This window comes from Chryseobacterium wanjuense (assembly GCF_900111495.1).
Classification (GTDB): Bacteria; Bacteroidota; Bacteroidia; order Flavobacteriales; family Weeksellaceae; genus Chryseobacterium; species Chryseobacterium wanjuense.
The window spans coordinates 1,910,698-1,923,084 of record NZ_FOIU01000001.1 but is presented as its reverse complement, the minus strand read 5'-3'; the positions used below and the strand labels follow the sequence as shown (position 1 = coordinate 1,923,084).

Annotated in this window: 11 protein-coding genes; all 11 read left to right on the top strand. The window is 35.4% G+C overall.

All coding sequences use genetic code 11. The features are described 5' to 3' along the window. Nucleotides 1–2: 2 nt before the first annotated feature. The 11 genes from BMX24_RS08635 to BMX24_RS08585 all read left to right on the top strand — a co-directional run bounded on the left by BMX24_RS08635 (nucleotide 3) and on the right by BMX24_RS08585 (nucleotide 12,384). Nucleotides 3–491, top strand: a complete 489-nt coding sequence (locus BMX24_RS08635; protein WP_089791622.1) for an SMI1/KNR4 family protein — start codon at nucleotides 3–5, stop codon at nucleotides 489–491. 152 nt (nucleotides 492–643) lie between these two features. Further along, nucleotides 644–1,231 (top strand): hypothetical protein, encoded by a 588-nt coding sequence (locus BMX24_RS08630; RefSeq protein WP_139176794.1) that lies wholly within the window; start codon nucleotides 644–646, stop codon nucleotides 1,229–1,231. 258 nt (nucleotides 1,232–1,489) lie between these two features. Further along, the gene (locus BMX24_RS08625) at nucleotides 1,490–1,726 is read left to right on the top strand and encodes a bacteriocin immunity protein (RefSeq protein ID WP_089791620.1); all 237 of its coding nucleotides are present in this window, start codon (nucleotides 1,490–1,492) and stop codon (nucleotides 1,724–1,726) included. A gap of 456 nt (nucleotides 1,727–2,182) precedes the next feature. Further along, entirely contained in the window at nucleotides 2,183–2,365 is a 183-nt protein-coding gene (locus BMX24_RS08620) for a hypothetical protein (protein WP_089791619.1), read from the top strand. A 19-nt stretch (nucleotides 2,366–2,384) separates the two neighbouring features. Next, complete coding sequence (locus tag BMX24_RS08615) at nucleotides 2,385–2,759, top strand: hypothetical protein (RefSeq protein WP_089791618.1); 375 nt, start codon at nucleotides 2,385–2,387, stop codon at nucleotides 2,757–2,759. 204 nt (nucleotides 2,760–2,963) lie between these two features. After that, nucleotides 2,964–3,092 carry a hypothetical protein gene (locus BMX24_RS21435; RefSeq protein WP_262485636.1) on the top strand — a complete coding sequence of 43 codons (129 nt, stop codon included), beginning with the start codon at nucleotides 2,964–2,966 and terminating at the stop codon, nucleotides 3,090–3,092. 782 nt (nucleotides 3,093–3,874) lie between these two features. Then, nucleotides 3,875–4,600, top strand: a complete 726-nt coding sequence (locus tag BMX24_RS08605) for an NUDIX hydrolase (protein WP_089791616.1) — start codon at nucleotides 3,875–3,877, stop codon at nucleotides 4,598–4,600. Between the two features lie 20 nt (nucleotides 4,601–4,620). Continuing rightward, entirely contained in the window at nucleotides 4,621–6,105 is a 1,485-nt protein-coding gene (locus BMX24_RS08600) for a xylulokinase (RefSeq protein ID WP_089791615.1), read from the top strand. Between the two features lie 39 nt (nucleotides 6,106–6,144). Then, a complete protein-coding gene (gene xylA, locus BMX24_RS08595) occupies nucleotides 6,145–7,473 on the top strand; it encodes a xylose isomerase (protein WP_089791614.1) in 1,329 nt (442 codons plus the stop codon). A 75-nt stretch (nucleotides 7,474–7,548) separates the two neighbouring features. Continuing rightward, nucleotides 7,549–10,422 carry a SusC/RagA family TonB-linked outer membrane protein gene (locus tag BMX24_RS08590; protein WP_089791613.1) on the top strand — a complete coding sequence of 958 codons (2,874 nt, stop codon included), beginning with the start codon at nucleotides 7,549–7,551 and terminating at the stop codon, nucleotides 10,420–10,422. A gap of 12 nt (nucleotides 10,423–10,434) precedes the next feature. Next, the gene (locus BMX24_RS08585) at nucleotides 10,435–12,384 is read left to right on the top strand and encodes a RagB/SusD family nutrient uptake outer membrane protein (protein ID WP_089791612.1); all 1,950 of its coding nucleotides are present in this window, start codon (nucleotides 10,435–10,437) and stop codon (nucleotides 12,382–12,384) included. The last annotated feature ends 3 nt before the right edge of the window (nucleotides 12,385–12,387 follow it).

Below are 12,387 nucleotides of genomic sequence, written 5' to 3'. Positions count from 1 at the left end.
TTATGAATTTACAATACTTTCAAAATCTTAATGATTATCTCATTAAAAACAAATGGCAAAATAGCAATGTTGATCCTTCATTAATAAACGGTTTAGAATTAAAAATAAAAAAGAGCTTTCCTAAAGCATACAAAGAATTTCTAGAGCTAACGGGTATGCACTTTTATCCTCTTCATAATTCTAATACAGCCTTAGGGGGCGCATTTGATTTTTTAGAATCTGCCAATGCTGATGCTCTTGAACAATTAGAAGATTATGGTTTGAAAAACTTAATAAATAAAGAGTTTTGGGTAATCGCAGAATCAGATGGAGTTTATATACATTACATTTTTTTTGATGAAGGAGAGAACCCCCCTGTTTACGGGCTAGATATGGAAGGGTATACTGATGATAATTCCGACCCAAAAAGATATCACAAAAAGATAGCTAATAGTTTTACTGAGTATGTAGAAAGTTTTATTAATCAATATAATCATACATCTGATAAATAAAAATGAATTTCGATGGAACTTATGGAAGAAATAGCAATACTGACTTTTATGATGGTCTAGATTAGATAGAAAATTAAAATCATCATTAGGATTATCAAACTAAAAAAATTTGTAAAGATGGAAAGAAATTACAACAAAAATAAAGTAATGATATGAGTGCAATAAATTTTATAAAAATGATGGATAGCAATCCTAATATTGATTATTCGGAATTATATAAAGAATACTTCAAGCAATTCTCCAAAAGAGAAAGGATTGATGCTTTTATATATTCTATGACTTTATATAAGGTCACTAAAGGTTTATTTATATCAAATACGGAATTATGGATAGATTTTACAAAGCAGGATTGGCAAGAGGTTTTGATAAAAAACACTAATAGGCCAGCAATACCTGACAATCCGGATGGAAGGATTATCGATCTATATGAATATGATGATTTGATCATCTTGAATAAATTTTTAAAAATAAATCCGTTTAGTATTTTACTTGAAAATAAAGATAAAATCAGTAGGAATAATTTATTGAATTGCCTCAAATATGGATATTTTATGTCCACTTTTTTCTATCAGTCTGATGAGTTTTTAGTTGAAGATTTTGAAGATTTTTCTAACATATCATATGTTGAAGTTCAAGAATACTCCAAAAACTTAATTACACAAGGATGTGAAAAACGACTAAATACTCCAGAGGAATTATATTCTTGGTTGGAAGAAAAAATAAAAACATTCCAAACTTGATCTGTTCTCCTAATAGCATATTTTTTTGTTGAAGACTGCTCTTTCTATTTTATTGTTTAGTAGAATTATTAAAGCATATTATCTCCTTCAGAGATTAGTCTTGACGTTCAATTCTAAAAAATTAAACTGTAGAAAATAAAACTTTAATTTTAAAGATTATTAAGGAGAACCAAACCTCTGGGACTTCATAAACAGATAGATTATTTCATAAAGATATTGAATCTCCGATTACCTATGGGTTTTGAAAAATTATAACATATGACAAAGGAAGAATTAATAGAATTAGGATATAAAATTGTAAATGCTGAAGGAACGGAAGAGCAAATAGATGAGTATTATGAACTATTCAGTAAAAACGTTCCTCATCCTAATGGAGCAAATCTATTTTTTTACCCTGAAAATTACAATGCAAGAACAGATGATTTATCTAAATACAATCCATCTGTTGAAGAAGTAGTTGAGCTTGCGTTATCCTATAAGGCGAAAGAAGTATAAGACCATATATCTTATATAGAGGATGTCTTAAAAGGTAAAATAATGTTTTAGAAATCTCTTAAATAAGGAGTCTGAGACAGTGATTACTTTTGAAACAACCTCTTTTTTTGCCTGTTTTGCAACTGAAGAAGAAGAGATAATACTTTTTTTATGGCACCCGTACTAGAGACAGGTGGAAAAATATTCTTGTTTTTGAAATGAAGGAGAACTTATAGTATACAATCATCATTACAAATTTCAATAAATAAAACCACCACATTTTGTAGTGGTTTTTGTTGTAATACAAAAGCCAGAGGTGAAGGTTTGCTTTACAAATTACTAAATTTGAATCCAGAGTTATCGATGAGGCAAATTTCACAATAGATGTAGAATTGAGCCAAATGGGTAGATGCGGCGGTAAGACAGAAAGTGGAAGTCGTGATTATGTCGGATTTAATTAATTTAAGAAATCCAATAATGGAAAATGGAAATGTAATTGGTGAAAAACTTACAGGTTTCGGCAAAGAAGTTCATCGTTTTGAATGGAAGCACGGTTATCGATTTGATCCAAAAACCAAGCGGATGCTTTTACCGAGCGAACTTAACCGAAGGAAACTTCCTACATTAACCCAATTTGAGGAGTATAAAATAGTAGATTAATCATAAAATAATTAAAACAATGGAAATAACAGGATATATAGATTTTATAAAAGAACAGTTTAAAGAAGTAGCAACTGCAAATAATATGATATTCGAAAATAGAAATGCGGGCATAGTGGCACTGAAAAATCAATTTTTAGAAATTTATTTTTCAACTGAAAAATATGATGATGGAATGAATGCATATTTTAGAAATGTTAAAAAAGGAACTTATTATAGTTTATATCAATCCATTATAAAAAAATTAGGGAATCCTGATTTTTTAACAGAAGATGAAATAACAAAATCCATTGAATTTAATGATGATAATAAATCCTTAATATTTAATGTAGCAATATTTGTTAAAAATCATTGTCAAGATTTATTAAATGGAGATTTCAATTCTTTGAAATAATTTTAAGGTCGTCAGCAATGGCGACTTTTTATTTTAACAGGCTTTGGAAAAGAATTTAATCTTTTTGAATGGAAACATGGGTATCGATTTGATCCAAAAACCAAACGAATGTTTTACCAAGCGAACTTAACCGAAGGAAACTGCCTACATTAACCCGATTTGAGGAACATAAAATAGTAGATTAATCATAAGATAATTAAAACAATGGAAATAACAGAATATGTAGATTTTATAAAGGAGCAATTTAAAGATATTGCTAAAGAGTATGGATTTAGCTGGAGACAGCAAAACTCAGATATTCTATTTTTAGAAAAAAACAAATGTAACTATTGAATTTTCAACTATTTACAGGGAGGAGGGTGCTATAATTGTCGTTAAGTCTCCATCTGGAAAATCATATGATGCCTTAGACTTAATTGAAAAAAAGAAAATATTTAATAATTCATATTTAACGGAAGAAGATAAACAAAAATGCAAATCTTTCGATGACCAAATTAAAATATCTGTTTATGTATTTTATTTGATATTATCAAAATATTGTCAAGATGTATTAAATGGAGATTTCAATTCTTTGAAATAATTTTTCTTTGATATTTCAAAAAAAGAGATCAAAACAACAGGAGAGGATTGTTGTTCATATAGGTTGTTAGCAATTATTTTATCCTTATATACAGGAGATTTTTTCAACTTTTGGAAAACTTTAAAACTTGTCCCGATTTTGTATTTGAAATTTACAATTTTGAGAAATTTTGGATCTTGGCTCGAATAATTGTAAAAAATACACGTCTTAAAAGTACGTATTTTGACAGAAATATTTGTTTTTCTTAATGAATTTCTAAAAAAAATCAATAAAAATTAAAATTTTCTTATCATAAGATATATATAAATAAATATTATTTTTTTTAAGTGTTAATTTTACATTTAAATAACTATCTATTAAGCTATTCTGAAATATTAATCATTAAAAATATGATAACCTTATCATATTTTTTATATCATTCTTATCATAAAAAATAGATATGTAAACTATTGATATATAGTCTGTAGTGTAGATTTTATTTTTTTTTCTCGATTGAATTTTTATATTTGTCATGTTACGTAAATGTTAATAAAAAATGAACCAGGATTTTATTCATACTTATGTCTCTGTCGATTGTGTGGTATTTGGATTTGATCATGATAACAGACTCAATATTTTACTTGTGCAACGATACATAGATGATGTACCTGCAGATAAGCAAAGAAAATTGCCAGGTAGCTTGATTTTTAGTAACGAAGATGTCGATGATGCAGCCCATAGAGTTCTTCACGAGTTAACGGGAATAAAAAAAATGGTTCTGAAACAGTTCAAGTGCTTTGCCGATCCGCTTCGTGCAAGCAATCAGAGCGATATCAAGTGGATGGGAACCGAGTATATGCATAATATTGATAGGATTATTACAGTCGCCTACCTTTCTTTATGTAAAATAGATCAGAAAATCAACAGTACCAAGTATGAGACCGTAGACTGGCATCCTATCGATCAGGTACCTGCATTACCTTTTGATCATAATAAAATCATCAACGAATCTTTAACCGAGATAAGAAGATGGATTGAGACAGATTTTTCAATTATTTTTGAATTGCTGCCGAAAAAATTTACCATAAGACAGCTGTATCAGCTGTACAGCGCATTAAGTGAAAAACAGATCGATATCAAGAATTTTCATAAAAAAATTTCATCATTTAATTATATTATTCCTTTAGAAGAAATAGAAAAAAATGTATCGCATCGGGCAGCAAGATATTACAAGTTCGACGCTAAGATCTACAAGAAAAACAACACTAAACTAATTAAATAAATTCCCCCTTTTATCAAATTATGTATTTGCTAGGATATGACATAGGCAGTTCTTCTGTAAAAGTTTGTCTCATTGAGGCATCCAGTGGAAAAATTATTGCATCAGATTTTTCTCCAAAAAAGGAAATGAAAATTATGGCCATCAACTCAGGCTGGGCCGAGCAGAACCCCGCTGAATGGTGGCTGAATCTAAAACTGGCACATGAGTCGGTGATGCATGAATCTGGAATCAACCCTGAAGACATCAAGGGAATTGGCATTACATGGCAAATGCACGGTTTGATTTTAGTCGATAAAGATCAGAATCTGCTGCGTCCGTCGATTATCTGGTGTGACAGCCGTGCTGTTCCGTATGGTGAAAAGGCTTTTAAAGAAATTGGAGAAGAGAAATGTTTATCACATTTATTGAATTCGCCGGGAAATTTTACCGCTTCAAAATTAGCTTGGGTTAAAGAAAACGAACCTGAAATTTTCGAAAAAATAGATAAAATAATGCTTCCCGGAGATTATATCGCCATGAGACTTTCCGGAGAAATCGGAATGACGGTAGAAGGATTATCAGAAGGGATTTTCTGGGATTTTAAAAATAATTGTATCTCGGAAGATGTTATCAATTATTATGGGATTCCGAAAAGCTTTTTCCCTGAAATCATCCCTACTTTCGGGATTCAATCAACAGTTTCTGCAACGGCAGCTCAGGAATTAGGCTTAAAAGAAGGTACACCTATTTCATATAGAGCCGGAGATCAACCTAATAATGCATTATCATTAAATGTTTTCAACCCGGGAGAAATTGCCTCGACGGCAGGAACTTCGGGAGTAGTCTATGGAGTACTGGATAAATTGGAGTATGACACCATGTCGAGGGTAAATACCTTTGCCCACGTCAACCACAGTCCGGAGGAAACGAGATTAGGCGTATTGCTGTGTATTAACGGAACAGGAATTTTAAACTCATGGCTGAAACACAATTTTGCAACCTCACTTTCTTCCTATGGAGATATGAATGATCTGGCATCACTTTCACCAATCGGCTCAAAAGGATTAAGCATTATTCCTTTCGGAAACGGAGCAGAAAGAGTATTGGAGAACAAGGATACCCGCTGTTCCATACACGGAATTAATTTTAATATTCATACAAAAGGAGATATTTTGAGGGCGGCACAGGAAGGAATCGTTTTTTCCTACGAATACGGAATGAATATCATGAGAGGTATGGGAATGGATATCCAGGTGGTTCGCGCAGGCAATGCCAATATGTTTTTAAGCTCGATTTTCCGTCAGACACTTTCCAGTGTGAGTAATGCAGTGATTGAGCTGTACGACACAGATGGAGCCGTAGGTGCTGCAAGAGCAGCCGGAATGGGAATAGGATTTTATGCAGACTCTAATGAAGCCTTTTCATCACTTGAGAAATTAGCGGTCATTGAGCCTGAGAAAGAAAAAAGAGAACAGTATTTCGAAGCATATTCAAGATGGCACGAGCATCTTAAAGAAATAGTATAAATAGAAATTTTACAATAACATAAAAAATCAGATATATATATGAACGTTTTAAAAGGAACAAAACAGTTTTTTCCTGGTGTTGCACCAATAAAATTTGAAGGTAAAGAAAGCAGAAATCCATTAGCATTTCGTCATTATGACGCAGAAAGAGTGGTGATGGGTAAGCCAATGAAAGAGTGGATGCGCTTTGCAATGGCTTGGTGGCACACGCTATGTGCAGACGGAAGTGATCCGTTTGGTGGTCCCACGATTCATCACCCTTGGAGTCAGGGTACTGACGCTGTTTCCAAAGCGAAATACAAAATGGATGCAGGATTTGAATTTATGAATAAAATGGGCTTTGAGTACTATTGTTTTCATGACATTGATCTGGTAGACCCTGCAGACAACTGGAGAGACTACGAGAAAAATCTACAGACCATTGTAGAATATGCCAAAGAAAAGCAGAAGGAGACGGGAATCAAGCTTCTTTGGGGTACAGCCAATGTTTTTACCCATGAAAGATACATGAACGGAGCATCTACCAACCCGAATTTTGATGTTGTTGCCTGTGCGGGAACTCAAGTTAAAAATTCCATCGATGCAACGATTGCATTGGGCGGGGAAAATTACGTTTTCTGGGGCGGAAGAGAAGGATACATGAGCCTTTTAAATACCGATATGAAACGTGAAAAAGAGCATCTTGCCCGTTTTCTTACCATGTCCCGTGATTATGCAAGAAAGCAGGGATTCCAGGGAACATTTTTAATTGAGCCTAAGCCAATGGAACCTACAAAACATCAGTATGATTATGATGCTGAAACCGTAATTGGTTTTTTAAAAAATTACGGATTGGATAAAGATTTTAAACTTAATCTTGAGGTTAATCATGCAACATTGGCAGGACATACTTTTGAACACGAACTGCAGGCAGCTGTTGATGCAGGTATGCTGGGAAGTATAGATGCCAATAGAGGTGATAACCAGAATGGCTGGGATACCGACCAGTTTCCGGTAGATTATTTCGAGCTTGCACAGGCATGGCTGGTAATTCTTCCTAATGGAGGACTGGGATCGGGAGGTATTAATTTTGATGCCAAAATCCGCCGAAATTCAATTGATGCAGAAGATCTTTTCATAGCGCATGTTTCCGGTATGGATGCCTTCGCAAAAGGATTGCTTGTAGCAGCTGATATTTTGGAAAACTCAGATTATAAAAAATTAAGAACAGAGAGATATTCATCTTTTGATAATGGAAATGGGAAAGCTTTTGAAGATGGTAAACTTACATTAGAGGATTTACAAAAAATAGCACACGAAATAGGGGAGCCTCAGCCAAAGAGCGGCAAGCAGGAACTATTCGAGGCGATTGTAAATATGCACATCTAATAAAAAATAAGAAAGCCGATAGAATTTTTAGAAATGATATTGGCTCTCTTAAACACTAACTTTAAAATAATAATTATGAATGTATTTTTATTAAATAAAACCAACAGAGCAGCCCTGTTTTTTGCTATGGCTCTTTTGCCTTCTGGCTTAATGTACGCACAGAGTAAAAAAGATACCGTTACAAAAGAGAAGAAGATTGAAGAAGTTGTGGTAATTGGATACGGAACTCAGAGGAAAGAATCCGTGACAGGATCCGTGGCTAGTGTAAAGGGGGATGTACTTCGTGAGGTGCCTTCTGCAAACATCACACAGGCATTGCAAGGCAGAACGGCGGGTGTTGATATTTCTCAATCATCTACAAAGCCGGGTGCTGCGATGCAGATCCGTATCAGAGGGACACGATCTTTATCGGGAGATAACAATCCTCTTGTGGTTCTTGACGGGATTCCGTTTGCGGGCTCATTATCAGACATCAGCTCAAGTGATATCAAAAGTATTGACATTTTGAAAGATGCTTCTGCAACGGCCATTTATGGTTCCAGAGGTGCCAATGGTGTTATTTTAGTAACTTCAAACAGAGGAACAAGAGGCCAAAAACCGCGTTTTTCTTACAGTACTTTTACAGGAGTTCAGACATTGTTTTCGAAATATCCAATGATGGACGGGCCAACGTTTGCGAAACTCCGTGCAGATGCAGGAATATATACAAACGGAGCAGACGAATCTAATGATACCAATACAGACTGGCAAAGCTTATACTATAAACCGGCGATGATGACCAATCATGATATTAGTGTTTCCGGTGGAACAGAAGGAGGAAATTACAGTGCCGGCTTATCTTATTTCAAACAGGATGCATTGATTCCTCTACAAAATTATGAGCGATTTTCTATGCGTCTGGCTTTGGATCAGCAGGTTGGTAAAAAATTCAAGTTTGGTTTTACAACAAATACAAACTACACAAAAACAGAAGGTAATGGCGTAAATTCGGGAGCGGTCGTAGGATATTCTCCTCTTGTAAACCCTTATAATGCCGATGGAAGCTTAAGATCTTTGATGAATACCGCAGGTGGTAATGACAATACATGGATTTTTACTCGTGAAAGATTAAATAACCTTGATGAAAAATACGTTGACGAAAGCAAAATATTTGCATCATATAATAATCTATACGGAGAAGTGAGTTTGCCTCTTAACGGCCTTAAATATAGACTTAATGTAGGTTTGGATTACCGTACGACCAATAGTGGAAATTACGTAGGAGTAGGTGTTTTCAGTACAAATCCCGCTACGGCATCGTCTGCAGGAAGAGGAAATAACCAGAACTACCACTGGGTGTTGGAAAACTTACTGACATACGACCGCACCTTTGGCAAGCATAAGATCAATGCCGTTGGATTATATTCAGCGGAGGGCAACAGATATATAAGTACTTATATGAGTGCAAAAAACGTTCCCGCAGATTTTTTCCAGTATTACAATTTAGGGCAATCTCCACAAGCTGATATTTCAGTTAATCCGAATGATCAGATCTATTCTCAGACCGGTCTTATATCTGCCATGGGAAGGGTAATGTATACTTTTGATAATAAGTATATGCTTACGGCAACATTACGTGCAGATGGAGCATCAGTATTGGCTCCGGGAAACAAATGGCATACCTATCCCGCATTATCCGTAGGATGGAATATTACCAACGAATCTTTCATGAAAAATATAAAAGCTCTTAATCTTTTAAAAATTAGAGCAGGTTGGGGGCAGACTTCAAATCAGGCAGTTTCACCGTATTCTACATTAGGTTCACTGACGGTTGTTCCGTATAACTTTGGTACAACGAATGGTACCGGAGTGTATGTAAATCAGGCACCCAATGCCGATCTTGGATGGGAATATTCTAAGACTCAGAATTATGGAGTTGATTTCGGATTGTTTCATAACAGGTTGACTGGTACTGTTGAATATTACAAAACCCATACTTTTGATCTCTTATCTAATAAATCTCTTCCAGCTTCATCCGGTCTTTCATACGTAACTAAAAATGTTGCCGAAACAGAAAATAAAGGATGGGAATTTTCATTAAACGGAATTATTTTCGATAATCCCGACGGCTTTTCATGGGATGCGGGAGTTAATCTTTATACCAACAAGAACAAAATCTTAGCGCTGGCCTCTGGAATTGACAGAGATATCAATAACCTTTGGTTTGTAGGACATAACATCAACGCACTATATGATTTTCAGTATATAGGCTTATGGCAGGCAGGTGATCCCTATCAAAGTATTTTAGAGCCGGGAACTCCAGCTGACGTTATAGGATCTATTAAAGTTCTTTACACCGGAGGCTATAATGCAGACGGTACTCCTGTAAGAGCTATAGGGGAAGCAGACAGACAGATTTTTGATACGGCACCTAAATTCCAGGGAGGGTTTAATATGCGTTTTGCTTATAAAAATTTCGAACTTAGTACTGTAGGAGCATTCCAAAAAGGAGGAATTCTGATCAGTTCATTATATGGATCTGCAAGTTACCTTAACAGATTAACCGGAAGAGGAAATAACGTGGATGTAGACTATTGGACAGAAGACAACACCGATGCTTACTATCCAAGACCAGGTCGCCATTTGAGTGGTGATAATCCGAAGTATTCTTCAACATTAGCAATGTTTGACGCTTCATACCTTAAACTACGTACCATTACTTTGGGATACAATTTTGATAAGGAACTTTTAAAGGATATGAAAATTACAGCACTGAAAATATACTTTACTGTAACGAATCCTGTTGTATTATTCTCTCCTTATCATAAATTTTCAGGAATGGATCCGGAACCAAATTCCGTTGGCGATCAAAATCAGGCGGTAAGCGGCTATAGACCGAGACAGTTAATTATTGGAACCAATAATCCATCTACCAGAAACTACTTAATGGGACTTAATTTAACCTTTTAAAACTATAGAGTCATGATAAAATATAATAAAAAAATGATAGCAGGAGCAATCTTCTTATCATTAACTTTCACCGGATGTAATGAAATATTGGATGAAGAGCCAAGAACAAGTTATACTGTTGATTATTTTAATACAGAACAAGGCATCAACCAGGGAGTTACGTCTTTATACAGACATCTCCGTATGTTGTATGGGAATGGATATTTTATGAGCAATTGCCAGAATGGTACAGATGAATCAACTTTTGGGCAACAGGCTGATGGCAATTTTAAAGAATTGGATATGTCAGGAAATGGAAATATTACTCCATCAACATTTCCTCCGAGTATGATTTGGAATTCTGTGTTTCCGTACATCAATACTGCCAATGGAATTATTGAAAAAGGCCCGTCTTTCGGAATTTCCGAATCTCTTATTTCCGAGGCCCGATTCTTCAGAGCATTTGATTACTTTTTATTGGTGCAGACTTACGGTGGTGTTCCATTAGATCTTGGTTCCGGGGAACTGGCTTTTAATATTAATCCGTCTGCAACGTCAGTAAGAAATACAGTGCCTGAGGTGTATAGCAAAGCTATATTTCCTGACCTTAAAAAAGCTATAGATAATCTACCAGCCTCTCCACGGGTTACGGGTGGGGTTACCAAAAATGTTGCAAGATTGTTTTTAGCAAAAGCATACCTTACTTATGGCTGGTGGCTGCAAAATCCTAATGATATTCCCACCTATCCGGAAGCTGCAAGAACGGATCCTGATGGTCATAATGCCCAATGGTATTTCCAACAGGCTTATGATATTGCATTAGAGGGAATTAACAGTCCTGGGCCATATGCCCTGCAGCCTACTTACTATGATTTAAATGTAGGCTCCAATGACAGAAATAATGAATGTATGCTGTATGCAGATCACACATCGTCTAGCTCATATTATAATGAAAGTGATCCTATAGGATTTGGTTCCGGCTGGAGCCCGGACAACTTTGCAGCCTGGATGCAGACCTGGAATTATACCAATATTAAAAGCAGCAAGTCTTCTACCACCTGGGATGCCGGTAGCTCCGTTCAGCGTGCTGCTACCCAGACATTAGGTCGTCCTTGGGTACGTATGTGTCCTACCATTGGAGTAATAAAAAATACCTTTGCAGACAAAACAAATGATTCTCGCTATGATGGAACTTTTGTTACAAGCTATAGAGGAAATTGGAATAAAGAAGCAACAGGTCTTACCACTATACCGGTATTATACAATGCAAATAATTTACCCGTTCAGCCGAATGATGCCATTCTTACTTTTCTGAATGATGATTCTCAAACACCAACCTATCCTTCAGGAGCAGGGCAAAGTGGTGTAGGAGCCGGTACATTACCGGGAAGAGCAGATTGGGTTATTGCGCCCAATGGTATTAGCAGAATGGTTTTCCCTGGTTTATGGAAAATAGGAACTTACCGTACAGATAACGGTAATGGTTTAGGATTTCCTAATGCAGGATTAACACGTCCATTTAATGCAGCTAAATTTTCAGAATTTTATTTCATCGCGGCAGAAGCTGCTGTAAAAGGAGCTTCAGGAGCGATGACTGCAAGAGATCTTATCAATGTAATTCGTGCAAGAGCCGGAAAATGGAAATTTAGTAATGCCCAAAATACTACCTATATAGCGGATAACAGTGCTGCGATGGTTGCTGCCACACCTTCAACCATTACAATTGATTATATTTTGGCAGAAAGATCCAGAGAATATTATGGCGAATTTTATAGATGGTACGATCTTATTAGAACGCAAAAGTGGCAGGAATATGCATCTTCTTATCAGATAGGAGGATCTAATTATGGAGATCATACGCCTCAGACGGTTACACGTAATATTCAGAAATTCCATTATTTAAGACCTATTCCTCAAAGTCAGCTTGATGCGATGGAAGTTTCTGCAGATATCAAGGCTAAATATCAAAACCCAGGATATTAAAAT

Bases quoted from the DNA above. Each gene is read 5' to 3' on its own strand.
- BMX24_RS08630 (WP_139176794.1), top strand. From the start codon at position 644: ATGAGTGCAATAAATTTTATAAAAATGATGGATAGCAATCCTAATATT.
- BMX24_RS08600 (WP_089791615.1), top strand. From the start codon at position 4,621: ATGTATTTGCTAGGATATGACATAGGCAGTTCTTCTGTAAAAGTTTGT.
- BMX24_RS08615 (WP_089791618.1), top strand. From the start codon at position 2,385: ATGGAAATAACAGGATATATAGATTTTATAAAAGAACAGTTTAAAGAA.
- BMX24_RS08585 (WP_089791612.1), top strand. From the start codon at position 10,435: ATGATAAAATATAATAAAAAAATGATAGCAGGAGCAATCTTCTTATCA.
- BMX24_RS08625 (WP_089791620.1), top strand. From the start codon at position 1,490: ATGACAAAGGAAGAATTAATAGAATTAGGATATAAAATTGTAAATGCT.
- BMX24_RS08635 (WP_089791622.1), top strand. From the start codon at position 3: ATGAATTTACAATACTTTCAAAATCTTAATGATTATCTCATTAAAAAC.
- BMX24_RS08590 (WP_089791613.1), top strand. From the start codon at position 7,549: ATGAATGTATTTTTATTAAATAAAACCAACAGAGCAGCCCTGTTTTTT.
- BMX24_RS08620 (WP_089791619.1), top strand. From the start codon at position 2,183: ATGGAAAATGGAAATGTAATTGGTGAAAAACTTACAGGTTTCGGCAAA.
- xylA (WP_089791614.1), top strand. From the start codon at position 6,145: ATGAACGTTTTAAAAGGAACAAAACAGTTTTTTCCTGGTGTTGCACCA.
- BMX24_RS08605 (WP_089791616.1), top strand. From the start codon at position 3,875: ATGAACCAGGATTTTATTCATACTTATGTCTCTGTCGATTGTGTGGTA.
- BMX24_RS21435 (WP_262485636.1), top strand. From the start codon at position 2,964: ATGGAAATAACAGAATATGTAGATTTTATAAAGGAGCAATTTAAAGAT.